We start from the raw sequence: 26,010 nt of genomic DNA, 5'->3' as shown, positions 1-26,010 counted from the left end.
GTCTAGACAAATTGGATTAGGGAGGGATATGTGACAGACAAATTTGATCTCAGAGTAAAAAAAATATTGAACCTTCGCGATTGGTCATCCCAAGTGATGTCCACAGCAGGTGGGAACCTGCACAAAAAAAGCATTGAGTGGCTAAATTTTAGTGGTTCTCATACTTTCATTGACAGAAGTAAGAAAAGCGATCGCCTTTTGATTGTACTTGCTGGTTACAAAAGTTTTTTGTATCCGCTGACTCTGACAAGAATTGCTAAGTTTGTTCCACCTGATATTGATGTCTGTATCCTCTCCTCTGGGTTATATTCTGAAGAACTAGCGGAAATGTCAGCAGTTAATGGCTGGTCTTACCTGTACACAAAAACTAACAAAGTTTCACTAGTTCAGAACTTAGCGATCGCCAAGCATACACAAGCCAAGTGGATCTATAAAATAGATGAGGATGTTTTTATATCAGAAAACTTTTTTGAACGACTCCTAGAAGGATATTTATCTGTCAAAAAAGAGGGGTTATATGACCCAGGTTTTTGTGCTCCGCTACTGAATGTTAATGGTTATTCCTACATCAATTTTCTCAAATTTCTCGGTGCTGAGGATGAATACAAAGCTAAATTTGGCGAATTGAAGCATGCAGCTGGTGGCATTAAGGCTTCTGATGATGGAGAAGCAGCCAAGTACTTATGGAAAAAGAGCCTACCATTTGATAAAGTAGCCCATTACATTGCCTCCCAACCTTTCAAATACTCACCATCTCCACATCGTTTCAGCATTGGTGCCATTCTTTTTGAAAAAGAATTTTGGCAAGAAATAGGTGGCTTCAGAACTCCATTAAAACAAGGCGGGCTAGGTATTGATGAAGCATATCTATGTAAAGACTGTATACAACTGTCGAGAGCAATGATTGTTATTCACAACGTGTTTGCTGGACATTTTTCATTTGGACCGCAAACACCTGCAATGAAAGAGTATTTACCAGAAATATACTCTCAACTTTCCTTGGAACCTCAACTTTCCTTGGAACCTCAACTGTCCTTACAAGGGAATGTAAACCATGAAATTTGATTGGTTAATTGTCGGGGCCGGATATTCAGGCTGTGTGCTAGCTGAGCGAATCGCCAATCAACTAGGGCAGAGAGTACTAATTTTAGACCAGCGAGACCACATCGGCGGCAATGCCTACGATTACTACAACGAGCATGGCATCTTAGTACATAAATACGGTCCCCATATCTTCCACACTAAATCCAAAAAAATTTGGGATTACTTATCCCAATTCACCGAGTGGCGACACTATTTTCACCATGTGCTTGGTGTAGTGGAAGGTAAGAAAGTTCCTATCCCATTTAATTTAAATTCACTTTACGCGCTGTTTCCTCCCCGTTACGCCGAAAAACTAGAGGAACAACTCTTAGAACACTTCGGTTTTGGGGTCAAAGTACCGATTCTCAAGTTGCGTGAAAGCGCTAGTGGAGATTTAGAGTTTTTAGCTAACTACATCTACGAGAACGTTTTCTTACGTTACACAACTAAGCAGTGGCAACTCAAACCAGAGGAACTCGATCGCGGTGTGACAGGACGCGTTCCAGTTTACATCAGCCGAGACAATCGCTATTTCCAAGATCCTTACCAAGCGATGCCAAAGTACGGCTATACCGAGATGTTCCGCCAGATGCTGGCTCACCCCAATATCAAGATACTGCTACAAACGGACTACCGGGAAGTCATTAACGACATCAAATTCAACCGGATGGTTTACACTGGTCCAATTGATACTTTCTTCGACTATATGTATGGCGAGCTACCTTATCGTAGCCTGCGCTTTCAGTTTGACACCTTAGATCAAGAACACTACCAGGAAGTAGGTACAGTTAACTACCCCAACGAATACGACATCACCCGCATCACCGAACAAAAGTATCTATCGGGGCAAACTTCACCCAAAACAACTTTGGTCATGGAGTATCCCCAGGCATACGTACCAGGTAAAAATGACCCTTACTACCCGATTCCGCGTGAGGAAAACCGCGACCGATATGACCTCTACTTGAAAGAGGTGGAGAAACTTAACGGTACAGTTATCTTTGCTGGACGCCTTGCCGAGTATAAATACTACGACATGGATCAGGCAGCGTTACGAGCCTTGAGCTTGTTTGAGAAAGAAGTAGCGCAGTGAGTGAGCAGGTTATGCAGTATTTGCCCACCTACTTACCGCCGTAGCCGATCAATATTAGCCAGAGAGTAAATGTTACTAACCCAGGGCTAAAGCCTCTGAATTTCCACACATCCCACGAGGTTTTATGAAAGATTTACAAACTAACAAGCTGCAACCGATCGCACTACCTCTACTTCCTGAAAATCCATTGGTTTCAGTGTTGATTTCAAACTACAACTACGCCAGATACATTGGTGAAACTTTAGAAAGCGTACTTTGCCAAACCTACCCACACTTTGAAGCTATAGTTTGTGATGATGGCTCTAGCGATAACTCCTGTGAAGTTATCGAAACCTATGTTCAAAAAGACCCCAGAATTAAATTAATCCGTAAGCAGAATGGAGGTATCGCCTCTGGTTTAAATGCAGCATATCAACAAAGCAAAGGAGAAATTGTTTGTATCCTAGATGCAGATGATCTATGGATGCCTACAAAGTTGCAAAGGGTAGTAGAAAAACTGAAATCTCAATCCAAGTGCGGTTTTGTGATTCATAACGTCATTCAAATTGATGGGCAGGGGAAAAATATAAAACCAACGCCTATGATGAAGCAGTTAGCTTCAGGCTGGATGGCACCAGATGTTTTAGAAAATGGTGGTTTCATTGAAAATCTTCCTCCTGCTTCTGCACTTAGTATTCGCAGGGAAATAGCTAGTCTGATATTTCCAATAAACGAAGCAATGAAGCGCCATGTAGATGGTCTGATCATTTTTCTGGCTTTACTTGTGACGGAAGTCAGGGCTGTGCCAGAAGTGTTAAACAAGTTTCGTTTACATGGAGCAAATACTACAAGTCTAGCACCCATAACAGTAGATAGTATGGAGCGATCGCTCTCTGCCCTAGAGCATATCCATCAGGAACAAAAACAGCTTCTGAAAAAGGTTTATGGTACGGAAATTGCAGAGCAATTAAGGGATTTGCGGTATAGCTTAGCAATTTGCCAGTATCGCTACTTGCTTGCCCGCCTTAAAGGTATCTCACGCAAACAACGCCGAGAAGTACACCAGCATTTGATCTCACACCCACAGTTTAGTACTGAATTTAGCTGGTTCAAACCTCAAAGGTGGCTATTCCAATGGAATTTACCAGATGCGCTTTTTACACTGTTGTTTAATCAGGTGTATGGAGTCAGTCCCCTGAAGCAATTTGTCAAGTCCCTATTTGCAAGAAAACCAGCTATGCATTCTGCAAAACTGCTAAGCGAGTAAAAAGTCGGGTAATTATTTTTAAAAAAAGAATTAAGTATGCAAGAACTGCAAGATAAGAAACTTCAACCCATAGACCTTTCGCCACTTTCAGATGCACCGTTGGTTTCAGTGTTGATTGCTAACTACAACTACGCCAGATACATCAGCGAAACTCTCGAAAGCGTACTTTGCCAAACTTATCCCAATTATGAAATCATAGTTTGTGATGATGGCTCTACCGATAACTCTTGTGAAGTCATCGAAAACTATACTCAAAAAGATTCCCGAATCAAGCTAGTACGAAAACCAAATGGTGGTGTAGCTACCGCCTTAAATGCAGCATACCGGGATAGCAAAGGTCAAATCATTTGCCTATTGGATGCAGATGATGTCTGGATTGATAACAAGCTGCAAAAGACTCTGGAGGTTTTTCGGTCAGATCCTCAGTGTGGCTTTGCTATTCACAATGTTATTCAGATTGATTTCCAAGGGAACTTCATAAAACCTACTGCGATGTTCCAGCGTTTAGCTTCAGGCTGGCTGGCACCGTCTGCTTTGGTAAATGGTGGATTAGTTGACAATATACCTCCAGCTTCTGCACTGAGTGTCCGACGCGAAGTAGCTGAGTTAATATTTCCACTCAATGAAGCATTTAAGCGCAATGCAGACAGTCTTATATTCCGTTTCGCTCCATTAATCACAGCGATTGGGGCAGCACCAGAGGTACTAAGTAAGTTTCGCTTGCATGGAGCAAACACAACAAGTCTAGTCAGCGTGACACCAGATTTTTTGGAGAAAGATTTAGTTATTATGGAGCGGGTTCACCAAGAACAGAAACTGTTTGTAACAAATGTTTATGGTGCAGCGATCGCACAAAAGTTAACCGATTTAAAATTCAGCGTGCTAGTGTCCAACTCTCGCTACTTGCATGCCCGTCTGACAAACAAATCCAAAATAGAGAGAAAAGAAATTCATCAGCACCTAGTTGCTAACCCACGATTTCACACCCACTTTAACTCTTTACCTCAAAAGTGGCTGGTGCAATGGGGTGAATATCTACCAAACGCACTTTTTGCAGCCTTTTTTAACCTAGTGTATGGATCAAGCCGACTTAAGAGTTTTGCCAGATGGTTATTTAGGCGAAACTTAACTGCAAGTTTTATACGTGGTTAATCCACCGTCACACATCTAATGTTCTCTTAGCAAAAAGGGATATATCAAATGCTCAAATTAAATCTTGGTTGTGGTTCTCATATTCCAAGTGGCTGGGTAAATGTAGACTATGCACTAGGTGCTTGGATCGCAAAGCTACCAGTCTTTTCTATAATCAATAAAACATTCAAAATTATCAACTTTGACTGGTCAGATAAAATTTTTATGCACGACCTGAGGAAGAAATTTCCTTGGGAAGATAATTCAGTCGATGTAGTTTATAGCTCTCATACTCTGGAGCATCTATCTAAAACCGAAGGACAACATTTCTTAAAAGAATGCCACCGTGTCTTAAAGCCTAATGGCATTATTCGGATTATCGTGCCAGACTTGAGAGCTATTGTCAACAAGTATACGCAAGGTGAAATCGCTGCCGACGAAATGCTTGATGAACTTTATGTGAGCTATGATTCTCCTCGTGATGGGGCGCTAAAGCGGAAACTAGCACCATTTATTCGATTTCCTCATAAGTGTATGTATGACACTCCAGCGTTACTACGGATTATGTCTGAAATTGGCTTTGAGGTTGCTAGCAGACAGGCTTTTGAAAGTGAGATAGAGGATGTGCGAGCAATTGAACGCTCTAGTCGAACTGATGAAGCTGTCATTATTGAAGGGAAAAAAATATCTGCACCCCGCTACAAGCCAGTTAATTCTGTGCAGTCAGACCCTTTGGTAGGTCAGCGTTCATAACAGGAGAGAAGCTATAATGACCAGCTCATCCCTACGCATACTGTTTGTCAGCCACGCCTATGTTGTTGGTGTGAACCAGGGAAAGCTTGAGGCGCTCGCCCGAACTGGCAAAGCACAAGTCGGTTTGCTTGCTCCTAGCAACTGGAAAGCATTGGAGTGGAATCGCCTACTTCCACTAGAGACACCCTACCCCAATATCAAAACTTATTCAGCACCTGTCCTTTTTCCAGGTCGAGGCGGCGCTCATATTTACGCGCCTTGGAAAATTTGGCAAGTACTCAACGACTTTCGACCAGACGTGGTACAGGTAGAGGAAGAAGTTTTTTCTATTTGTGCGCTTGAGCTAGCAATTTGGAGCCGACTCACCAAGACACCCTTAGTCGTGTTTGGTTGGGAAAACATGGATCGACAACTTCCGCTTCCGCGCCGTTGGCTGCGCCAATTTGTCATGAGTACGGCAAAGCTGATGATTGCTGGCAATCGTGATGGAGCGGAGTTGCTGCCTCAATGGGGTTACACTGGGTTAGTGGAAGTCATGCCTCAGATGGGAGTAGACACTCAATTGTTTACTGCGGATAGGCGATCGCCATCGCACCAGCACAAAGATAAATTTCACATTGGTTTCCTGGGGCGGTTAGTACCTGAAAAAGGCGTTGATGTCATATTTGCAGCTGTCCGCCAACTCCAACAGCAAGGACTCAACTGCCAAATCATCCTTTGTGGCTCTGGTTCTTTTGAAGAAACTCTCAGACAAGAGGCGCTTCTTCACCAGATTGCCGATCTAGTTACTTGGCAAGGAGCAGTACCCCACGACAAAGCCCCAGAAGAAATCAGCAAATTTGATGTCCTAGTTTTGCCCTCACGAACTTCCCCAACTTGGAAAGAGCAGTTTGGTCATGTGCTAATTGAAGCAATGGCAATGGGTGTGCCAGTCATTGGTTCTAATTCTGGCGAAATTCCCAACGTGATTGGGCGACCCGATTTAGTCTTTCCAGAAGGAGATGCTCAGGGACTAGCGGCAATATTGGAGCGCATGATCCGCGATCGACAGTGGCGCGAAGAAACTGGACGCTATGGCATGACCAGAGTGTATCAGCATTACACGCACGAACGGATTGCAGAGCGGTTGCTTAACCTATGGCAAAAATTACTGGAGCCAAACAATGCAGCATATGCGATGAGACACGAAAAGCTCATATAGCAGTGCCTTAAATCTAGCTTTGATGATGTTTTGAGGGTAAAAGATTACCAATGCGTGTAGTGATTGCGCGGATGATGCCTGAACCTAGCATGGATGTCTATGCCGATGGCATAATTTCAGGACTGCGATCTGTCCGACCAAACTGGGAGATTGTTGATCTCAAACCGCAACCTGTTGACAGAAAAAGTCGTTCTCTGTTACTCAGAGTTTGGAAATACTACGAACGTTTCTGGCGCTTTCCTCAACAAGTGCAGCAGCAAGTCGCGGATATTTTTCATATCATCGACCCTAGCGAGGCGCACATCACTTATTGGTTAAAAAAGAAAAATAAAGCTGTTGTCGTCACCTGTCACGATCTCGTCAACTTTTACTCTCACGATAATCTTCAAGGTTCAGTGGAACTGCCCTTCCTCAGTCGTGGTATGTGGATACATGCTGTCAAAGGTATGAAGTACGCCGATCATGTCGTCGCTGTTTCTTCTGCAACAGCCAAAGATACGACTCAAATAATGGATATTGAACCTGCACGTATTTCTGTAATACCTAATGCAGTTGAAGCCGCATTTCAACCATTACCCAAAGAACAAGCTGAGTCTTTACGGCAAAAATATGGAATTTCACCAGAAACAGTTTGTTTACTAAATGTAGGCTCCAATCATCCGCGTAAAAATCTCTCTACCATTCTTAAAGTCATAGAAACTTTGCAGCAGCGAGGCTTGTCTATCCACTTGTGGAAAGTGGGTGCAGACTTTACAGATGAACAAAAAATATTCATCAAAACTCAAGGGCTAGAAAATCATATCAGCTACTTAGGCAAGCCAGATAAATCTACCCTAATTCAAATTTATAACGCCGCTGATATGTTAATAGCACCTTCACTCCATGAGGGATTTGGCATAACCCTTTTAGAGGCAATGGCTTGTGGAATTCCAGTTATTACCTCCAAGGTTTCAGCCATGCCTGAAGTAGTAGGAGATGCGGGAGTATTAGTTGATCCAAACGACTATCAAGCAATTGCAGATGCAGTGTGTCATCTTCACAATCATCCTGATTCCTATCAGGAATTAGTCAACAAAGGACTTGCAAGAGCTAAACTGTTTACCTGGGAAAAAGCAGGAGAACAAATTGCTGAAATTTATGAGAAAGTTCAGGCTTGTAAGGAATTTAAAGGAGTTGCTAAAACTTAATCGCTAAAAAAATCTTGCACTAGTGTTTTTATAGTAAAACTTAATTTTTTCATTGTTCAATCTATTTTAAAGAGGCGCTCTAGATATGAAAATTCTGATGTCCGCCTACTCGTGTGAACCAGGCAAGGGATCTGAGCGCGGCGTGGGCTGGAATGTTGTTCGGGAAGTCGCTAAATATCACGAAGTTTGGGTTTTAACTCGATTTGACGAAAGTGGGGAAGCAATTGAAGCCGAGCTAGCCCGCAACCCAGTGCCTAACTTACACTTCGTATATTTCAATCTTCCCATCTTGGGTAGCCTCTGGCGCTGGGGGTCAAGCGGTGCGATGCAAATCCACTACTATCTTTGGCAGATCCAAGCATACTTTGTAGCCCGCCGTCTACATCGTGAAATCGGCTTTGAAGTCGCACAGCACGTTACTTTTGTCAAGTATTCAAATCCTAGCTTTCTTTCACTGCTGCCAGTTCCTTTTGTGTGGGGACCTGTTGGTGGCGGCGAATCTGCGCCAAAAGAGTTTTGGCGAGATTTTAGCTGGCGTGCAAAGACTTACGAAATTATGAGGGACTTTGTTCGCTTTTTAGGGGAACTTGATCCGTTTGTGCATCTGACTGCTAAAAAAAGTGCTGTCGTTAGCGCTACAACTGAGGATACGGCTAAGCGACTGTACAAAATGGGTGTCAGTAATGTGGAGGTTTTATCTGCGATAGGGCTGACGAAGGAAGAAATAGCCAATCTTGCTGAGTACGGGATGCCAGACGCTTTGCCAGTAAGGTTTATTAGCATCGGTAGACTGTGGCATTGGAAAGGGTTTCATCTGGGACTGCGTGCCTTCGCCCAGGCAAACCTGCCTAATGCCGAGTACTGGATTTTGGGAGACGGTTCGGAACGCGATCGCCTTCACACTCTTGCCCAAGATTTAGGAATTGCTCAACAGGTAAAGTTCTGGGGCGAGTTACCCCGTGAGGAGACTTTGGCAAAGCTAGGCGAGTGCCATGTGCTAGTTCATCCCAGTTTACACGATTCTGGGGGGTTGGTGTGTATGGAGGCAATGGCAACAGGGCGTCCGGTCATTTGTCTGGACTTGGGAGGACCAGCTTTGCAGGTTACTGAGGAAACTGGCTTCAAAATTTCTGCAAATCATCCGGATCAGGCAGTCGATGACTTGTCTAAAGCAATGATTAGTGTCGCTAAAGACCCAGAACTACGCCTACGTATGGGTCAAGCCGGACAGAAGTTAACAACAGAGGCTTTTAGTTGGCAAGTTAAGGGAGAACGTTTGGCTGAGGTTTATGAAGAAATCGTAGCTCAGAAAGAAAAAATAACGAAGCAGCCTGAATTGCGATTGCGCGGAACGCAGACGCCAAAGGCGTATCGCTAAGTACATTCAAATTTTAAAAATAACGCCCTAATATGCATATCCTAATTGCTGCTTTACACAGACCTACAAAACCGACTGGCGTTTGCAGACACGCTGCAAATCTTGCTCAATGTCTTGTCGATACCGACCAAGTAACCAAAGTTACTTTGGTTGTAGGAGCATGGCAAAAAGATTACTTTGAAAAAACTTTTAATCTGTCTTCACAAAAAATTAATTTACTGAGCGTAGACATTAAAAATAGCTCAGTTTCAAGAAATCTCTGGTTTTTATTTGGTTTACCAAAACTCGCCAAACAACTCCATTCTAATATTGTCCATCTTTCATTTCCACTTCCATTTCTTCGCTCAGTTTTTCCCTGTCCAGTCGTGACCACTATTCATGACCTATATCCTTATGAATACCCAGAAAACTTTGGCTACCCAAATGTTATCTTCAATCAGTTATTTTTGAAACAGTGCATCAACAATAGCGATGGACTTTCCTGCGTTTCCAAACAAACACTAGAATTCCTAAAAATTTATTTCCCCCACATTGAGCAACGGAAAAAAACTACTGTCGTTTATAACTATGTAGATTTTAGTCAGATTAAACCAAGAGTACCCAAGAATATAGAAAGTAGTATTAATACTCCTTTCTTACTTGCCGTTGCTCAGCATCGTAAGAACAAAAATTTAGATATCTTAATACAGACATATTCTCTGTTATTAAAAAATAATCAGCTAAAAGATTCAACTAAGCTGATTCTCGTTGGTAGTTCTGGACCGGAAACAGAAAACATTTGTCATCAAATCCAAACACTTTCTCTACAAGAGCGTGTACTCATGCTTTCATCAATAGATGATGATGAACTGTGTTGGCTGTATCAAAACTGTGAACTATTAGTAGTGCCTTCTTCTACAGAGGGTTTTTGCCTACCATTAGCTGAAGCACTATATCTTTCATGTAAAGTAGTTTGCTCAGATATTCCTATCTTTAGAGAAATAGGTTCCTCTAATTGCACTTATTTTGAACTACAAGGCGATAGCATCGAAAATCTTTCGCAAGCAATTCTTCAATGCCTAGCTCAGCCTGATTATGATTATAAATCTCAGGATTATTCTTTTTCTAAATCAAATAGTGCATATCAATATATCAACTTTTATTCCACATTAATATAATTATAATTACTAGAGTGAGCAATAAGTTAACTTTTCGTTATAAACCAGTAAAAATACTCATGCAGTTCTTTTCTGAAAGAATAGAAACCTAAGAATGATCAATACAAAAAACTCTATAAATCAACATTTTTGGAAACCACGTAAACAAGTATACCTTACTAGTTTATCACTCATAATAATTGCTTTTATAAGTATTTTCTACCCCCGTATTATTAGTGCAGCAGGTGTCCCTAAAGTCATCAATTTTGCACATTTTTTGTTGGTTCCATTTGCTCTCATAGTTGCGATAACCAAGACCCGAACCAAGGATAGCAAGCAAATAGCAACTACATGGGAAATTATAACTGCGTGTTTTATCTTTCTTGGGGTCATGCTTGCCAGTGCACTTTTGAATAAGGCAGGTGCGATTAATGTATTCTTGGATTTTATGATACTTTGTGAGCCTTTTTTGATGCTGCTGACGATAGTTTGTATACCTCTAACGCCAGCAAGTTTTCAAAAGTTGAGAGCTTGGCTGCTAGGTTCTGCCCTAATTAACCTATTAGTGGCTTTAATTCAGAAACCTCTTATAGAGATGGGTAAGATTAGTGTTGCCCAATACACTCCGCAAGACGCTGTTCAAGGTGTTTTTTATTTGTCAGGCGCTGGCAATTATATATCTTGCTCCGTTTCATTAGCTGTTGGTTTGTATTATCTGCTGAATGCTAAGACTGTTTCTATTTGGCTTCGAGCATTTTGGTTACTCCTTGCGTTTTGGCAATTATTAATTTCCGACTCCAAGCAGGTGTTAATAGTATTTGTAGTAGCCTGGATGCTTTTGGTATTTTTTAAATACAATGATTTTGGCAAAGCACTAATGTATATAATAATTTTTACTTTGTTTATTATAGGTTTTTATTGGTGCATGGAAAACCTAGAAATAGAAGGCTTGGAAGCATTTAAATATTGGTTTAGCAGAACAGAACTTTACGGTCCTGATGGTGAGGCTGTTAGGACTAAAATGGCAGCGGTTCCCATGATTGTTTCTTACTATAAGTCACCCTTAAATTGGTTGTTCGGTCTTGGACCAGGTCATACCGTGGGGCGGTTAGGAGGGTGGTTTTTCCGCGATTATTGGAGTCTACTGGGTCCGTTAGGGGCTACAACTCATCCTGTGAGTACAGAAGTCTGGGATAAAGTGTATGCAAGTTGGCTTGCCAAGGAGTCTTCAATGTTTATGCCTTTATTTAGCTGGCTTGGCGTCTGGGGAGACTTAGGGTTTTTAGGTCTAGGGGCTTATCTGTATCTTGGCTATGTCTTATGGTCTCGTGTTTGTGTGGATGATTTTTGCAAATTTTTGACGCTGACTCTGTTTGTCTTTGGTCTGATTTTCACTCAGATGGAAGAGGCGGGTCAAACCCTTACTGTGGCTATTTTGATTAGTCTACAATGGCATGAGCGGCGGCTGGCTCGACAAGCACATCAGCACCCCTTAAACAATGTCTAGAAAGTAGTAGATTTGACAGAAAACTTGACATTAGGGAGTCGAGTGCGAGCGATCGCCCAAACTTATTTCATCCCTTTTTTTCGCGTTACTTGCCCTGAGTACAATGGTAAGGCAACAGAGGGACCACCTCTAGATGGCAAATCACGATGATTCAAATTCTTAGTAACTTTGCCTCTTGTTTCTCTGACAATTACTGGATACTGATTTACACCCGAAGTGCCAACAGAAAAGCTGACAGAAGAATTATTGACAAGGAAGCAAGCCTTTCCAGCAGGGGGAACATATCCTGAGGCGTATATTTCCCCGCCTAGTACTTCGGTGCGACCACCATTATTTGTTTCAATGGCGGAACCAGGTCCTTCTATTTTGAAACCAAGAATCCAGAGATCTCCACCATTGTTTGTGACCTTGGCGTTGTACCCATCTTCAAAGTTCTCTGGGTTAAATTGTCTCACCCAAACTTTTTGAGGAACGTTAATTCTGATAGTTCCAGAATAGTCCTCTATATAAAGCTCGCCAAGTGGTACACCTGATGCTGGCGTTTCATTTTTGTAAGCACCGTATCCCGCAGGAATCCTTTTAAGCACGATACTTCTAGCGGATTTATTGTGCATAAAATAACAACCCGCTGTTTCAGTATTGGTATTAAAAATAGTGCAATCTAGGGCTTCAATGACCAACAAATCACTACCATCAACTACTTCCCATAGCGCTTTTGGCTTACTCTTGTCTCTAAAGTAAGTGTTGTTTTTAGAAAAAAGTATAGTTGCTTTCATACCAACAATTTTCTTGACTGTTGATGGAATCACTAATTTTGTACTTATAAAATAACCAAGCCCTGACTTAAAGTAGACAACAGGTTTACCAGAATTTAGTGCTGCTTGGATATTGGAGGTATCATCTCCTCCTGTTGGAGGACCAACAAAAGCCCAATCTGAAAAGTTGTTATTGTAGTAATTTGGTGTTTCTTTTACTTGAAGATTCAAGCTTTTTCGAGTTGAGGAGAACAGTTGTTTGACAGGTAGTGAAGAATACTCGATCATAGGATTTTCTGTCTTCTCAGACTGTCTCCTTTTTGTTATGCTTACAACTCGGTAACCAGAGGTTTTTACATTTCTTAAGAAAAATTCTGAATTATCACCCACACTATCAATAGCAACTGAATTTTTAGTATTTCCTGAACAAATTAATTCAGAATCTACCATAACTAGAAAACCTGCGCCATCAAGCTTAATGACTGGAATAGTTCCTTCGTTGTAGCTAATTAATCGGCGGATCGCCATAACTTGTCCATTATTATATATACCTGCTACTCGCTGCCCTTCAATTGCGATATTTTCAAAAGTCAATCCATACTCCATCCCAAAAGCATATATTCCGTAATTAAATCCAATTATTGTGACATTTTTAATCAAGCATGGACCAGGACCAAAGCGAATCATAGCAAGTCCTATATCTCCCAACATTTTAGGATCTGAGGATTTTATAGTGACATTTTCTAAAATTCCTTGATTATTTGCAAGATACTCTAGCCCTCTTGCACCAATATTACCTATTCCAATATCAATAGTTAAATTCAAAACAGAGTTATTGAATGCTTGATTACCTCCTCCTGCCTGAGGACCGTCTTGAGCAATCGGATTATCACTCCCAGTTTGCAGAACATCTTTTGGGTTCTTTGAGTCTGTAAAACCGGGACAATTATCTTTCAATTTTATAATAGTATTTTGTTTGTTGTATCCTTGTAAAATTAGGCGGCAGCGCCAAACTCCATTAGTATCTTTTGCAGAAATAGTATTTGAAACCAAATATGTTCCTTTTGGAAAATATACTATCATTTTCGTTCCAACAGCAGCGCTAATAGCAGATTGAATGGCGGTAGTGTCATCTGTCCTTCCATCTCCGCGAGCGCCATAGTCCTTCATGACGTCAATCACTCCAGCATCAGCTGGATAAGAAATATTTTCATTAGGAAAATTATTCAAGTTCTTGCGAAACTTATTAAGCTCTCGCTTACCACTTGAATCTTTTGGCGACTGGTTAATTGGGGTTGCCTGGTTGTTTTCAGCACAGTTAACAAGCAGTTGTGAGAATGTTAATGTACCTGCACTTAGCAAAAAAAATCGTCGTTTCATCGATTATAAATTTTCTATTTTCTATTTTTGCTTTTAAATTAATTAGTACAATAAATCAGAATATACCTTACCCCCCTACACTATATTTGTAGAATTTATCAGCCATAATGTTTGATGCTTTGAACTCACATTAAACTGAGGCATTCCCACTCATTAACCAGTGGAAGAAAGATTGGATGTAAAGAACTTTATCTTGCAAGCGTTCCCTCACCTGAATATGGTAGAGAGTTCTACCCAGAAATCTATCGGAAGTCCTGACTTGATCAAAAAGTTGATTGTATACTCGGGGGGCGATCGCACTTACCATCGGTTCAGCTTTTACCTGCTGCCAAATTTCTGTAGGCAAGACAACTCCTAAAAGATCATGTGCCAAGAAAAGCCCTAAAAACAGTATCCGTCTACACCCAAAAGTGCTAGCTTGTTTGAAGACTTTTTCCCAATTTAGATCTGGGTGTTTGTGAAGGAGTGTAGCAATATCGCACAGCCATGACAGCCTTTCCCACATATGTCTAGACCCATGTACGCATAAAATTGGTAGCCAGTCTTCTAGGGGCAGGTAGGATATAGTTGTGCCAGCCAATGAGAATGGTTCCAAGTCTTGCCACAAGTGTTTAGGTTCGATGGGAGTGATGTACTTTGGTGCAATTCGCCAATGAATTTCTAAAAAAATTCCTTTGTCATCGTGAATAAAGTCATAGGTATGCTCAGTTTTAGCTTGCAGATAAGCAATTTCTTCTGCATGAGTCATTTCAAAATTGGGTCGATATCCTTGATCAAGCAGCAATTTCTTGACTGCAAAAATATCTTGCACTTCGACAATAATATCTAAATCACCGAATTGCCGTAGAGCTACATCACCGTATATTAAGGTAGCTAAAACTGGCCCTTTATAAGGTACTGCTATAATCCCTTGCTCCTTCAAAAGTTCTAGGAGTTTTATGAGTTCTCCAGTCAAAAACAAGTTACGCCCAGCGATCGCACCGAAAAGACTACGTAGCTGGTTCAAAGCGGAGTCGGGCAAAGCTTTTGGGCAGACAGCATTGAGGCGGGTATACACTAAGGGTATGACACCGTGTCCATGTGCTATTTGGATTAAGTATTGCCAGTCAATGTTTTCTTTAACCAAGGATTTGATGCGTTCGCTAATAGCATCATCAACCTGTGGGCGGACGCAACAAAGAAGTAGCTCTATTTCGGGGCGAATATTTGTCTCGAAATTCCTGATATATGGTCTTGGTAAAGTTTGCATTTTCATTAATAAGTTGTAATAGGTGTATCTTATTTTTGGCTTTTCAATATTTGCGTATAAGCTTGCTTAAGGGTAAAGATAGGAGCATAATTTTGAATTAGCGATCATCCAATTTAATTAGCAAACCCTCGGCGTACAACTGATCTATAAAAATATCCACATCAGAGCGTAGCGTGGTTTCATTAATGTCGTAGATTTTTAATAACACTGTTATGACCTCTTCCAAATTGCCGTGCTCAACAATAGCTAACCAAATATCAGCAGCCAAATCAGTTAGTCCAAAGCTTTGCTGTGTTTCAAGGTTGCCAATCACAATTTGCTCCCCATACTGACCAAAGACAACCTGTGCCGCAGGCTTGAGGGATCCGGTTGCCCCAGGCTGAATTTGCACATTCAGAAGCTTGGAAGCACCCTTAAATTGATTTTTCAAGCAAACGTCTTTTGGAAGAAGCAACCAGGAACCTTCGATTTTTTCCGTAATAGAGTTCCAAAAAAAGCGATCTGGCTCATTCCAACTGAAACACACATGGTCAGTTTTTCCAACCCAATAGCGGAAACCGCTAAGGTTGAAGAGCGAGTGTTTCTGCCAAGCTTGGTAATCATCGCCCAATTCTTCAGGTGCGTAGTCATAAACATCGTGTGCACTCACACAAGCAAGGACGTGAGGTTCACAAGTTATGATGCGCGAACGCAACTCAGGATGAGAGTACAGATGGGCAAAGATCATCTTCTGCTGCGAGTGGGATTGCACAAAGCCGTAGAATCGCGATCCTGTATACACGCAGTCATCCACTACCACCCAAGGCACATCCGGCGATTTCGGTGGCTGTAATTGCTCACTCGTGAGTCCTAAACAATAAGCCAGCATACCCAGTACAATCAGTCCCCCGCGAGGAATGCCGGTGAAGTGAAAGCGTTTCAGTTCCTCATGACCAAAGCGATCAATTAACTGATAAGCCAAGCGCTGACAGTCTAGCTCAGCTTGACCATAGCTAACATAGCGCATCCGAGCTAGATCCCGATTCAAGCTTTGCAACTGTGTCCAAATTCGGAATTTAGCAACTTCATCAAAGCAGCCCAACACCGCAAGTACAGGTTCGGGAGTTGGTCGGCTAATCAATACGCTTGGAGGCATTTCTGCCCAACTAGGACTACAGGCAATGGCTTGAGTTAACCTACACAATGCCTCAGCAGGTTCAGCTATTTGGAGTTCACGACTGTAATGAGCTAGGGCTTCGGCAGCAATCGGAATGCTATAGATTTTCGGCAACTTCGCCGCCGGGGAAAGTGATTGTGTTTTACTAGCTTGAGGGAAAGTTTCTTGCCACATAGAGTCTTCATCGATACTGCTGGGCTTGGGTTTCAAACAAGTGGGCATAGGTAGCGCCCAACTGCATCAATTCGTCATGAGTTCCACTTTCGACAATTGAGCCGTTTGCCATCACATAAATGCGATCCGCCATTTTGACGGTTGATAAGCGATGGCTAATCAGAATAGCAGCTTGATTTTTGATCAGTTGACGGAACTTTTCAAACACCTCGTATTCAGCCTTGGGATCCATCGCACTAGTAGGTTCGTCCAAAACAATCACTTGAGAGTCCCGGAGAAATGCCCTTGCCAATGCTATTTTCTGCCACTGACCAATGCTCAGTTCTTCTCCTCGCTCAAATAACTTGCCCAGGATGGTGTCATAACCTTGGGGTAAATGAGTAATAACATCATCAGCACCAGAACGACGGGCAGCAGCAATTATGCTTTCCCGGTGCGGTGGTAGATCGATGTTGCCTAACCAAATGTTTTCTTGGGCTGTGAAGTGGTACTTAGCATAGTCTTGGAAAATCACGCTAATTTCTTGACGTAATTCTGCAATTTTAAATTGGCCCAGGTCAATGCCATCAATAGTGATACTTCCAGAGGTTGGAGCGTATAATCTGCATAAAAGTTTAATGAGGCTAGTTTTACCAGAACCGTTTTCTCCCACCAACGCTACGACTTCCCCTGGTCGAATAATCAAGTTAATATCCTTAAGTGCCTGACGGGTAGTGGTAGAGTATTGAAAACTGACATGATTAAAAACAATGCCACTTTGCATTGGTCGGGGGATAGGCACAGGATGTAAAGGCTCAACCAATTTGGGTTTCAGGTCAAGGAATTCATAAAGGTTAGCGAGAAATAGGTTGTCTTCATACAAACCAGACACACTACTCAATAGACCTTTAATATCGTTCTGTCCACGTTGCAATGCTTGGTAATACAAGACGAGATCCCCTAGTTTGAGGACACCTTGGATAGCTTGATTAACGATGAAGGCAAGGACAGCAAACATTAAAATTGCTGCTACAGCTTGAGCAGCAAAGTTAGCCAGAGAACGTGCGGTGAAAATGACTAGGCTTTCTTTATATATTTGCCGTCGGATACGCAGATACCATTGACTGAAGTAGGAGCCTAAATTAAACAAGCGAATTTCTTTAGCGAACTGGTCTGATGTCAGCATCCAAGCTAAGTACATCGACTGTCGTTCTTGAGGTGTGACTTTACGCTGCCAACGGTACAAAACACGAGTGTATTTTACCCTTACTAGCATAGAGGGGAGACCAGCAACAAATAACATTAAGGCAATTCCCCAATGAAGTGACAACAGTAAGCCAACCATTGCTAGCAAGGAAATACTATTTTGTCCCACCTGTGCCAAACGATTCAGGATTTGGGGAGGGCGGTAAGGAGCTTCTTGTTGAGCACGTTGCAGAGTATCGTAGTATTGGGGATTTTCGTAATATTCTAGATCAGCTTCTATTGATTTAGCCTGGAGAATACCCTGCATATAGTCACTCACCTGCTGCGAGTGGGCGGTATTGACCAGTTCTGTTAAGGAGGTGCAAAGCGTAGTGACTAGGGTGACTACACCTGCTAGGACAATTAAGAATAATACCTGACCAAAGGCTGCTGCTTTGTCACCTGTGTTGAGGCTGGCAGCGACCGTATCGACGATCAGTTTAGCGAGATAGATTGATACTAAAGGCAGTATGCCTTGGATCACCAAGAGGACGACGCGAGCGATCGTCCAACTGGGACTGCTTTGCCAAACTAGGCGCAATGCAGGCAAAAAGCGTAATGTGTTTTGGAGTTTTTGTTTTAATATTTTGCCTGCTTGCATAGTTTATTTTTCTACAAAAACAAAATATTAATAGGTTAAATAGCCGCTGCTAGTGTTGAATCTAAAGTCAGGTTGTGGAAAAAAGTTATTTTTGACAGTTCAGCTAGTGTAAACACCCTCTTTAATATCTTCCTCTATCAACTTCACTAAATCCGGAAGAGCATCTAAAGAAAATTGCCGTTGCAGTCGGCACACAGGTACCTGCTTAACTAGCTTCTGGCACTGCTCAAAATGTGTCTTGGTAAAGTCTGGAGTTTGTAATAAATTGACAGCGCGGGAATAGCGCACCAACTCCATGAAAGCATTTGCAGGATGCAACGGTTCAATGGTGTGTTTAGTTCCTTTGTCGAGCACGTAAAGACGCTTTAACGGCAGCAGTTTTTGGCAAAAACCTTCGGAAAAGCGGAGAACCCGCTTTTCCGTCATTGAGTGTAGTAGGGGCAAATTTTCCGGAGTATGCCCTAAAGAAGTGGCTGCATCAGACCATAATTTAACCTGGGGAAATCCTGGAAATACGATGGGTTGGTCAGTATCCATCTTGACAGCCATCAAATCATCCGTGAGGATACTGTAATCTTTAGTGTGGAATGCTTCGGCCAGCGTTGACTTACCCCATCCAGAATGACCTAAAAATGCTATTGCTCCACCTTTCACGGCAATGCTACTGGCGTGAAGAACAAGCAGTCCTCGTTGCCTGAGCAGTACTGCAATAGCTGGTCCGAGAATAAAAGGACGCAGTAAATCCTCATCAATTCCTGGGTCTGGTTCAACAACAATCTTGTGTCCTAACTCTACCAAAAACCTTCCTACTGTTGAGTTTTCTAACTTTAAAAACCCTACTAGCCTTAAGCCACCATTAGCAGCTTCATTTTCAAAGTCACCGATCTGCCCCTTGGAAATGACTACATCTGGCTGTTGCCTAGTAATTTCTGGTATTAGTTCACTGGGCATCAATTCAGGAAAAGCCAATTTTGAATGAATACAGAGATTATAGGCAGAGTAAGCAAACACCTTTGAGTCACCTTTTTGGTTGTTCGGGAAGAATTTAAGGGAATAGCTATGAATCTTCATAGCTATTCCCTTAGGAGAAACTAGCTTCAACAAAGAAGACTTAGAGTTGCAAGGGCGTTAATGACTGGCTCATACCTTATAAAGGATGCTACAGCATACCTTGAACTCTTAAGCTGCTTCTTAGATACATTTCCCGCTGCTATCTTTGACACAACCATCAAGTGAACCAGTACCACTTAGAAGAGGAGTACTAGCCATTGGCGGTCCAAAATAGGTATCTTTTTTGGAAGAATCAAAGCTAAAAGCTGTGATCTCGCTCACGTTACCGTGGTTGGTAAGTCTAGGGGCTTCGTAAGTTTTTTTCATTGTTTTCAATCCTGTTGTGAAGTATTGTGTATTTGGGTAGATGCACCCAATTTAAATATGAGTACGTATAAAGATTGAGCGTAATTTATACTTCCAACTAATTCTATTGTTTGAGTTGGGTGTGATCTAGCCAAAAAGCCAACATGGCTACTTGCCAGAACAGTAAGTCTGTTACGCTTTCAGAGGACTTAATGTCCTTTATAGATATTAATTCTTCATAAATTTTACGTAGGGCTTTGACATCCACATAATCAGTGATGGAATGTAAATGATTTTGCATCACTCGATCCAAATGCTCACGATTATGTTCCAATAGTCCATACAAAAAGCTGGAACTCATATCGCCTTTGCTGCGACGCCACTGCACTTGTTCTGGTAGAACATTTGACATGGCACGACGCATAATAAAGCGAGACCAACTTTGGCGAAACTTTTGTTCAGGTGGTAGAGACAAACAGAACTCAATCAAACGCTTATCCATAAAAGGGTGGCGCGTCTCAATGGAAAATGCTGCGGAATATTGGTCTGATACTTCTAGGGCTTGTGTCAATACGCCCGAAGTCAAACCCCGCCAATGCTGTTCTCTTTCAGTAAGGGGTTGATTAGACTGTGAATTCTTGAGAACCTGAATACGCTTTTTGAGACTGATATGCTTGGCAAATTTACGCTTAACGATTTGGTTGCGGTCATTATTTGCTGGTTGATTGTGTCCGCGCAGCAATTGCCAAGCCTGTCGTATTGGTTGAGGAAGCAAAGGCTTAAAGCCGTGGTGCAAGAAAAGCGATCGCCGCGAGACGTTAAAGTATTGTAGGATCTCATTGATTTGTTTGGCAAAAGTAACCCATCTCCCAGAGCGTGCCAGTTCTTCGAGATACGTAAAAGCATAGTATTGAAGAATTTTACGTGGTGAAACACTAGCAAGCTTGTGTAAATCATCGACTTCCTTTGCAAAAGTTGACCATTGTCCTTTTCTGACCAATTCAGTAAGATAAGCCTCGCCATGAGACAAGGTATTATCACCGTCAAAGCCGTCTAAGACAACGCGAACTCCCTCTTTGTGAGTTGCTTCATTCAATCCCCAAACCAAAAAATGTGTAGGTGCAGGAATCGCTCCATCATGATATTGAAAAATTTGATCTAAATCTGATAAAGGACCCCGCCTATCAGCATGAACATAATGAGAAACTATATTCCCCTGAGCCAAAACAGCCTCAATAAAGGGGCGCTCATCACATTCAGGAACTGCATCAAAGATATTGGAGAAAGTGTGCAATTGGCGATTTTCTTCTTCTTCCATCAGCAATTGCCGTGCCATACAGGTAATAGAAGAGGAATCTATCCCACCACTAAGATGAGAACCAACTGGAAAAGCGCTACGCAAACGACACAGCACTGCTTCAGCAAAGATTTCACGTAATGCTTTGGCATATTCCTCATCTGATCCTAATTGCAACTCACGGCAATAGTCAAGTGACCAGTAGGAGCGAATTTGCATTTTCTTGGCGCTCAACGTCATGCAACTGGCAGGAGGAAGACGAAAAATATCTTGATAGAATGTGCTGGACTTATCGTTAAATATGGATGCCAGATAGTCGCCTACCTTTACTTCATTTAGCCTATGCGGTATTTCCTTCAGGCATAAAAGTCCCTTAATTTCAGAACCAAAAGCAAAGATTTTACCTGGTTGATGGTAATAGTAAAAGGGTTTAACACCCATGTGATCGCGAGCACAAAACAGGGATTGCTTGTGCCGATCCCAAATCGCAAACGCAAAGTCTCCTAAAAGTTGTTCTGGGCAGGACTCACCCCATTTTTCGTAAGCCGCCAATATTAACTGGCTATCCGTGATTTTTTCGGATGGGCACTTATCAAATTGTAACACATGGATAAGTTCATCCCGGTTATCTATTCGACAATCTGCAGTAATTGCTAAATCACCTGTCTGGTTAATCAATGGCAGTTTTTCTAGCAGAGATTCCGGTGTTGTCCACAGCATCCGATGCCCTAAACCGACAGATCCGTCAACCCAGATGTCTGCACCATCAGGTCCACGGTGCGCCAAGACTTCAACCATTAGTCCTAAATCTTCCCGATCTACAGGGCGCTTATCCAGGCAGTAAATTCCCATAATTCCGCTCATAGCTTGACTCCTTCGAGAGATGGTAGTGGGATAAAGCGTGAGAGATCCGGGAGATTACCGATCGCAACCCTTCCCTGATACTCAATCCAAGCATGAGCCTCTAATTGTCCTCCCTGTTCTTTAGCTACACCTATACGTAGTTCAGAGGAGTAACGATAGCGGTTCATGAGGAATTGAGTCGTCAAGGCGCGAGCCAGACACTTTGTTTCACCAGGCATATAGCGTGTTGCTACGTTAACAGCCCAAACAATCTTGCCTACAGAAATTTGACTTTTCTGAGTCGAACATGGGAAACGAATATTTTGCTTATGTATCTTTTGCAAGAGCTTTAGTAAATTCCGAAAGGCAAGGAAAAACAGCCCCAACCTAATTGCCCCTAGCAACATAAAGGTGATTGCGAAAAGATAGCGATCGCTCCCAGAAAGTTTCAGAAAGTTACGCAACTGTTTCATTGTTAACTTTAACTAGCTCTACAGCTTTCAATTCTTCCAGCAGTGCCAAAATATCTCTCATGCAAACTTCTGGTTCTACTTCATATTCTTCCAGAAGCTTGTGTTTAATATCTTTCACTGCCTTGGGTTGCTGAATGAAGTTCCAAATCTTTGCTCCTAGTTCATTGAGTCCGTGGTAGACTCCTGATCTGAGATTCAGAATGACTGCTTCGCCACCAAGATCTGACGATATCTGCTCTACAGCAGCTACTACTATCGACGACTCTGAGATCTTGTAGTTCAATGATTTTGAGGTCATGATTACAGGGATTTCCTTTAGATGCTTGATCTTATTAAAAAAGTTATTTTTAGAAATTGATTTTCAAATCAGTAAATACACTGGAAATCTCTCAAGAGGTATATTAATTATTAAAAATTTATGCAACTTGAAATAATCAAGATGAGTGATTGACACACAGTAACTAACTCTATCCTATTTATAGGGTTTTACTTGTCTACTAGACTACTCGAACTATACCAATTGGTTGAGTTTCCAAAGCTTTACTCTGATAATAAAAACTATCACAGTCTTAACTGTTAAGTAGGTAAGCGGGAAATTTTTTCAGTATATTATTGCGAGTGGAACGTAGACCCCGGAGAGGGCTTCCCGCAATAGAAGCGCAATCGCAATAGTTTTGACCTCTTTTTGTTTTGTTACGTAGTTAGGTTTACTTGTGGCTACCTACTTATAAATTGTCCCTGGTCTCAAAACATGCAATAATCTAGATCAGAAACTGGATTTTTTATCTGAAGTGGTAGATGGCTTTTTCAACAAACTTAATTGAACTCAAGTTTGTATATGCTTATTTCAACGAATGCTTACCTGATATTCTACGATATTTTCTACAATAACATGCTAGTATTTTTCCGAAAGTTCATAAAAACAACACAATACTGTTAAGTATGTGTCAGTTGATATATCTAATCTTTGCAATGACTCAAAAGAGTCTCTCTATTTCAAAAAAAACTGTATGTTTCCCGACATAATTATGGCTTTTGTATTTTCTATGAAAAAATAAATTCTCACCTTTGCTTTGGAATTCATGAGAAAGAATTTTAAAGTTCAATGAAAGGAGTCAAAATTCAGAATTGGTAGAGTTAGGAGAACTCTACTCATAAAGCGATAGAGTTTCAATATATTGACAATATCACACACATGATATAAAAGTGCGCATATGGAAAGACGCGTCGTGGGCTTTCGGCTTTAAATCCTGGAAAAATGAAAATCTCTACTATTCAAAGTCAACTTCTTGAAGTAAGGCTATCCACATATCGGGTGGTTCAGAATAGTAATCAATGTCCTCAACTTGATATCGACAAGTATTAGAACTGTTACATAAAATGATATAATCCCCGCGTTGGACACCTGCACGAATTCCAGTCATATAACCTATTGTCTGATTATCAGTCGATTCAAATATATAGTCACGTCCACTAACATATTGTGTATAGTCATAAGTTTTACTATGCTTGTTTTCTGTCTTCCTTAAGATATAGTTATAGAATGACGAAAAAATAATATTAAGGTTGATGGCTGACCTGGTACGAGACATAAGCGATTGGCAAACAAATAAAGGCGATCGGATTTTTAGGGGCAGCACTATGGAGGAGAAGTACCCTTCGGCTGCGATCTCCTCCACCAGACGCTACGCGAACGACTACGCTCAGCACAAGTCCGCTCAGGGTTTACCCTGTGCAAAACCTATTATCAGGGTGATTGCGCAAAGTAACAGACGCATAAAGGCGTATTGCCAAGCGATCAGTTGGCATAGGTTGCCGGATTTTTACACGTTTAGACCCAAGTCTCTAGGCGAAGAAGGGCAAGGCTCTTGGCGCCCGCTACCTTAATAATTGTGGATAGCCACATTGCCTAGGCTGCGTCTGACAAGCAAGATACCATAAGCTATGGTTCGCTACAATAGTGCAGGTGTCCACTAAGCGGTGTTTTATCTACCCACATGAGCCATCAACTCCAAGAGTACAATCCCAGTAGCATAGGTCAAATTAATGGCAACCTTTTTGCTTTACCATTTGATTACGAGTCTGCAAACCTGATTATCTTTGGTATACCCTGGGAAGTGACCGTTTCCTATGGCGCAGGCACTGCCCAAGGACCACAGCGAGTTCTGGATGCGTCGGCTCAAGTGGATTTGTTCGATTTCGATAATCCTGATGGATGGAAACAGGGAATTTTCATGGTAGAAATTCCTCAGGATATTTTAGAGAAGAACGAATATTATCGCACTTTAGCGGCAAAAATTATCGAGCGACTTGAGCAAGGTAAACCCATGACAGATACACCAGATTTAACACCTGTGTTAGCAGAAATTAATCAAGCTTGTCAACAGGTAAATCAATGGTTGTTTGAACAGTCTAAGCAAGCAATTGAAAATGGTAAACGAGTTGCTGTGATTGGTGGGGATCACAGTTCACCCTTAGGTTACTTCCAAGCATTAGCAGCACGCTTTGCAAACTATGGCATTTTGCACATAGACGCACACGCAGATTTACGCGACGCCTATGAGGGATTTGAGTTTTCCCATGCGTCCATCATGTTCAATGCGATGAAGCTACCACAAATTTCCAAGTTAGTTCAGGTAGGCTTGCGTGATATTTGTCATGATGAAGTGCAAATGATTAACCAATCTCATGGTCGAATTGTCGCTTATTATGACCCAGCCATGAAACAAAAGCTGTATTCGGGAACGACTTGGATGGAGTTGTGTCGAGAAATTATCACTAATTTGCCTGAATATGTTTACATTAGCTTTGATGTAGATGGTCTAGATCCAAAATACTGTTCAAGTACAGGAACTCCTGTTCCGGGTGGACTGGAATTAGAGCAAGCTTTTTGTTTGTTTCGTGAATTGGTAAATAGTGGTAGAAAAATTATTGGTTTTGATCTGTGCGAAGTTGGTGATGCTGAGTGGGATGGTAATGTCGGTGCGCGGATTGTTTACAAGCTGGCGAATTTGATGGATTTATCTGTGCGACGATCATAATTTGCAGTGTATAGGAATCCGGTTTGATTTGGTGAACTAACTCGTCAGGGCAGGGAACGCTTAACGCTTAACGCTTAACAGGGAAGAAGCAATAAAGATGCAGATAAATGGGAAGATTGTTTTCAATAATCGCATTCCAAAGTGGGGGAAAAGGACGATGTTTAAGACGGTTTCTTCTTTGTTTAACTAAGGTGGGACTGACTAAAATCCCAGTGATAATCAGCCCAATGATCACATAAACAATAATTGTTTGAATCATTATTAAGAGGGGACAGGGAACAAAACAATTCAAAGTTCAAAATTCAAAGTTCAAAAAAAATTCTTAATGCGTGAATTTTGAATTGATAATTTTGAATGTTTGAGCAGCGAGTGGGAACAGAAAAATCCTCTCAGCGTGGCGGAACGCTATAGCGCTCTTTTATTACTCTCGTCAGATTAAATATGAGACCTTATTTTTAGGTTATAAGTAGGTAGGTAAGAATAAACTGAACTATGTTACGAAATGTGAAAACGCTGAAATTCTTACAATGACTAATGACCAATGACTAATGACTGCCTTGACTAGTTAACTTTATTTGTACCGACCTACTTAGCGGTTCTCACTTCGGTGCAATACAGTCGTCACCTCACCCCGCATAAGCTTCCGCAAACGCTCCCCTCTCCGGAGTTCGGAGAGGGGTTGGGGAGCCAGTGCCCTTCGGGTATCTCCTGCGGAGACGCTACGCGTATCTCCTACGGAGACGCTG

Annotated in this window: 22 protein-coding genes; 11 read left to right on the top strand and 11 right to left on the bottom strand. The window is 41.7% G+C overall.

The window, feature by feature from the left end; all coding sequences use genetic code 11:
• Positions 1-66 precede the first annotated feature (66 nt).
• The 10 genes from AC5590_RS10430 (at position 67) to AC5590_RS10385 (ending at position 11,715) form a co-directional block, all read left to right on the top strand.
• Positions 67-1,065, top strand: coding sequence for a hypothetical protein (locus AC5590_RS10430; protein ID WP_248277169.1), 999 nt, complete (start codon positions 67-69; stop codon positions 1,063-1,065).
• Entirely contained in the window at positions 1,055-2,176 is a 1,122-nt protein-coding gene (gene glf, locus AC5590_RS10425; protein WP_169263821.1) for a UDP-galactopyranose mutase, read from the top strand. Before AC5590_RS10430 ends, glf begins: the two co-directional genes overlap by 11 nt.
• 124 nt (positions 2,177-2,300) lie before the next feature.
• The gene (locus AC5590_RS10420) at positions 2,301-3,422 is read left to right on the top strand and encodes a glycosyltransferase family 2 protein (RefSeq protein ID WP_169263820.1); all 1,122 of its coding nucleotides are present in this window, start codon (positions 2,301-2,303) and stop codon (positions 3,420-3,422) included.
• Positions 3,423-3,458: 36 nt separating this feature from the next.
• Positions 3,459-4,574, top strand: coding sequence for a glycosyltransferase (locus AC5590_RS10415; protein WP_169263819.1), 1,116 nt, complete (start codon positions 3,459-3,461; stop codon positions 4,572-4,574).
• 48 nt (positions 4,575-4,622) lie between these two features.
• Positions 4,623-5,306, top strand: a complete 684-nt coding sequence (locus AC5590_RS10410) for a class I SAM-dependent methyltransferase (protein ID WP_169263818.1) — start codon at positions 4,623-4,625, stop codon at positions 5,304-5,306.
• 16 nt (positions 5,307-5,322) lie between these two features.
• A complete protein-coding gene (locus AC5590_RS10405) occupies positions 5,323-6,507 on the top strand; it encodes a glycosyltransferase (RefSeq protein ID WP_169263817.1) in 1,185 nt (394 codons plus the stop codon).
• Between the two features lie 50 nt (positions 6,508-6,557).
• A complete protein-coding gene (locus AC5590_RS10400) occupies positions 6,558-7,694 on the top strand; it encodes a glycosyltransferase family 4 protein (RefSeq protein ID WP_169263816.1) in 1,137 nt (378 codons plus the stop codon).
• Between the two features lie 85 nt (positions 7,695-7,779).
• Positions 7,780-9,072, top strand: coding sequence for a glycosyltransferase family 4 protein (locus AC5590_RS10395; protein ID WP_169263815.1), 1,293 nt, complete (start codon positions 7,780-7,782; stop codon positions 9,070-9,072).
• A gap of 32 nt (positions 9,073-9,104) precedes the next feature.
• A complete protein-coding gene (locus tag AC5590_RS10390) occupies positions 9,105-10,229 on the top strand; it encodes a glycosyltransferase family 4 protein (protein WP_169263814.1) in 1,125 nt (374 codons plus the stop codon).
• 370 nt (positions 10,230-10,599) lie between these two features.
• Entirely contained in the window at positions 10,600-11,715 is a 1,116-nt protein-coding gene (locus AC5590_RS10385; protein ID WP_248277168.1) for a hypothetical protein, read from the top strand.
• A 62-nt stretch (positions 11,716-11,777) separates the two neighbouring features.
• Here AC5590_RS10385 and AC5590_RS10380 read toward each other — a convergent pair whose 3' ends face one another.
• From AC5590_RS10380 to AC5590_RS10335, 10 genes are all read right to left on the bottom strand, one after another.
• Complete coding sequence (locus AC5590_RS10380; protein ID WP_169263812.1) at positions 11,778-13,850, bottom strand: glycoside hydrolase family 55 protein; 2,073 nt, start codon at positions 13,848-13,850, stop codon at positions 11,778-11,780.
• A 130-nt stretch (positions 13,851-13,980) separates the two neighbouring features.
• Positions 13,981-15,099: a nucleotidyltransferase domain-containing protein gene (locus tag AC5590_RS10375; protein WP_169263811.1), complete on the bottom strand. Its 1,119-nt coding sequence runs from the start codon at positions 15,097-15,099 to the stop codon at positions 13,981-13,983.
• A gap of 97 nt (positions 15,100-15,196) precedes the next feature.
• Positions 15,197-16,429, bottom strand: coding sequence for a PqqD family peptide modification chaperone (locus tag AC5590_RS10370; protein ID WP_169263810.1), 1,233 nt, complete (start codon positions 16,427-16,429; stop codon positions 15,197-15,199).
• A 7-nt stretch (positions 16,430-16,436) separates the two neighbouring features.
• Positions 16,437-18,254, bottom strand: coding sequence for an ABC transporter ATP-binding protein (locus AC5590_RS10365; protein WP_169263809.1), 1,818 nt, complete (start codon positions 18,252-18,254; stop codon positions 16,437-16,439).
• A 99-nt stretch (positions 18,255-18,353) separates the two neighbouring features.
• A complete protein-coding gene (locus tag AC5590_RS10360; protein ID WP_248277167.1) occupies positions 18,354-19,325 on the bottom strand; it encodes a serine kinase in 972 nt (323 codons plus the stop codon).
• A gap of 120 nt (positions 19,326-19,445) precedes the next feature.
• Complete coding sequence (locus AC5590_RS10355) at positions 19,446-19,631, bottom strand: lasso peptide (RefSeq protein WP_169263808.1); 186 nt, start codon at positions 19,629-19,631, stop codon at positions 19,446-19,448.
• A 103-nt stretch (positions 19,632-19,734) separates the two neighbouring features.
• Complete coding sequence (locus tag AC5590_RS10350) at positions 19,735-21,771, bottom strand: lasso peptide isopeptide bond-forming cyclase (protein ID WP_169263807.1); 2,037 nt, start codon at positions 21,769-21,771, stop codon at positions 19,735-19,737.
• Positions 21,768-22,223: a lasso peptide biosynthesis B2 protein gene (locus tag AC5590_RS10345; protein WP_169263806.1), complete on the bottom strand. Its 456-nt coding sequence runs from the start codon at positions 22,221-22,223 to the stop codon at positions 21,768-21,770. Before AC5590_RS10345 ends, AC5590_RS10350 begins: the two co-directional genes overlap by 4 nt.
• Positions 22,207-22,521: a PqqD family peptide modification chaperone gene (locus AC5590_RS10340; protein WP_169263805.1), complete on the bottom strand. Its 315-nt coding sequence runs from the start codon at positions 22,519-22,521 to the stop codon at positions 22,207-22,209. Before AC5590_RS10340 ends, AC5590_RS10345 begins: the two co-directional genes overlap by 17 nt.
• 973 nt (positions 22,522-23,494) lie before the next feature.
• Complete coding sequence (locus AC5590_RS10335) at positions 23,495-23,815, bottom strand: hypothetical protein (protein WP_169263804.1); 321 nt, start codon at positions 23,813-23,815, stop codon at positions 23,495-23,497.
• A gap of 405 nt (positions 23,816-24,220) precedes the next feature.
• On the opposite strand from AC5590_RS10335, the gene speB reads away from it, so the two are divergent.
• Entirely contained in the window at positions 24,221-25,264 is a 1,044-nt protein-coding gene (gene speB / locus AC5590_RS10330) for an agmatinase SpeB (protein ID WP_169263803.1), read from the top strand.
• 67 nt (positions 25,265-25,331) lie between these two features.
• Here the strand turns inward: speB and AC5590_RS10325 are convergent, their stop codons facing one another.
• Complete coding sequence (locus tag AC5590_RS10325; protein ID WP_169263801.1) at positions 25,332-25,523, bottom strand: hypothetical protein; 192 nt, start codon at positions 25,521-25,523, stop codon at positions 25,332-25,334.
• Positions 25,524-26,010: the final 487 nt, after the last annotated feature.

It is taken from the genome of Brasilonema octagenarum UFV-OR1, assembly GCF_963888615.1.
Classification (GTDB): Bacteria; Cyanobacteriota; Cyanobacteriia; order Cyanobacteriales; family Nostocaceae; genus Brasilonema; species Brasilonema sennae.
Note: the sequence above shows the minus strand (reverse complement) of the source record. Positions and strands in the feature narration are given on the sequence as shown.

Bases quoted from the DNA above. Each gene is read 5' to 3' on its own strand.
- AC5590_RS10405 (WP_169263817.1), top strand. From the start codon at position 5,323: ATGACCAGCTCATCCCTACGCATACTGTTTGTCAGCCACGCCTATGTT.
- AC5590_RS10325 (WP_169263801.1), bottom strand. From the start codon at position 25,523: ATGATTCAAACAATTATTGTTTATGTGATCATTGGGCTGATTATCACT.
- speB (WP_169263803.1), top strand. From the start codon at position 24,221: ATGAGCCATCAACTCCAAGAGTACAATCCCAGTAGCATAGGTCAAATT.
- AC5590_RS10335 (WP_169263804.1), bottom strand. From the start codon at position 23,815: ATGTCTCGTACCAGGTCAGCCATCAACCTTAATATTATTTTTTCGTCA.
- glf (WP_169263821.1), top strand. From the start codon at position 1,055: ATGAAATTTGATTGGTTAATTGTCGGGGCCGGATATTCAGGCTGTGTG.
- AC5590_RS10365 (WP_169263809.1), bottom strand. From the start codon at position 18,254: ATGCAAGCAGGCAAAATATTAAAACAAAAACTCCAAAACACATTACGC.
- AC5590_RS10395 (WP_169263815.1), top strand. From the start codon at position 7,780: ATGAAAATTCTGATGTCCGCCTACTCGTGTGAACCAGGCAAGGGATCT.
- AC5590_RS10370 (WP_169263810.1), bottom strand. From the start codon at position 16,429: ATGTGGCAAGAAACTTTCCCTCAAGCTAGTAAAACACAATCACTTTCC.
- AC5590_RS10340 (WP_169263805.1), bottom strand. From the start codon at position 22,521: ATGACCTCAAAATCATTGAACTACAAGATCTCAGAGTCGTCGATAGTA.
- AC5590_RS10390 (WP_169263814.1), top strand. From the start codon at position 9,105: ATGCATATCCTAATTGCTGCTTTACACAGACCTACAAAACCGACTGGC.
- AC5590_RS10400 (WP_169263816.1), top strand. From the start codon at position 6,558: ATGCGTGTAGTGATTGCGCGGATGATGCCTGAACCTAGCATGGATGTC.
- AC5590_RS10345 (WP_169263806.1), bottom strand. From the start codon at position 22,223: ATGAAACAGTTGCGTAACTTTCTGAAACTTTCTGGGAGCGATCGCTAT.
- AC5590_RS10415 (WP_169263819.1), top strand. From the start codon at position 3,459: ATGCAAGAACTGCAAGATAAGAAACTTCAACCCATAGACCTTTCGCCA.
- AC5590_RS10350 (WP_169263807.1), bottom strand. From the start codon at position 21,771: ATGAGCGGAATTATGGGAATTTACTGCCTGGATAAGCGCCCTGTAGAT.
- AC5590_RS10420 (WP_169263820.1), top strand. From the start codon at position 2,301: ATGAAAGATTTACAAACTAACAAGCTGCAACCGATCGCACTACCTCTA.
- AC5590_RS10385 (WP_248277168.1), top strand. From the start codon at position 10,600: ATGCTTGCCAGTGCACTTTTGAATAAGGCAGGTGCGATTAATGTATTC.
- AC5590_RS10375 (WP_169263811.1), bottom strand. From the start codon at position 15,099: ATGCAAACTTTACCAAGACCATATATCAGGAATTTCGAGACAAATATT.
- AC5590_RS10355 (WP_169263808.1), bottom strand. From the start codon at position 19,631: ATGAAAAAAACTTACGAAGCCCCTAGACTTACCAACCACGGTAACGTG.
- AC5590_RS10410 (WP_169263818.1), top strand. From the start codon at position 4,623: ATGCTCAAATTAAATCTTGGTTGTGGTTCTCATATTCCAAGTGGCTGG.
- AC5590_RS10360 (WP_248277167.1), bottom strand. From the start codon at position 19,325: ATGAAGATTCATAGCTATTCCCTTAAATTCTTCCCGAACAACCAAAAA.
- AC5590_RS10380 (WP_169263812.1), bottom strand. From the start codon at position 13,850: ATGAAACGACGATTTTTTTTGCTAAGTGCAGGTACATTAACATTCTCA.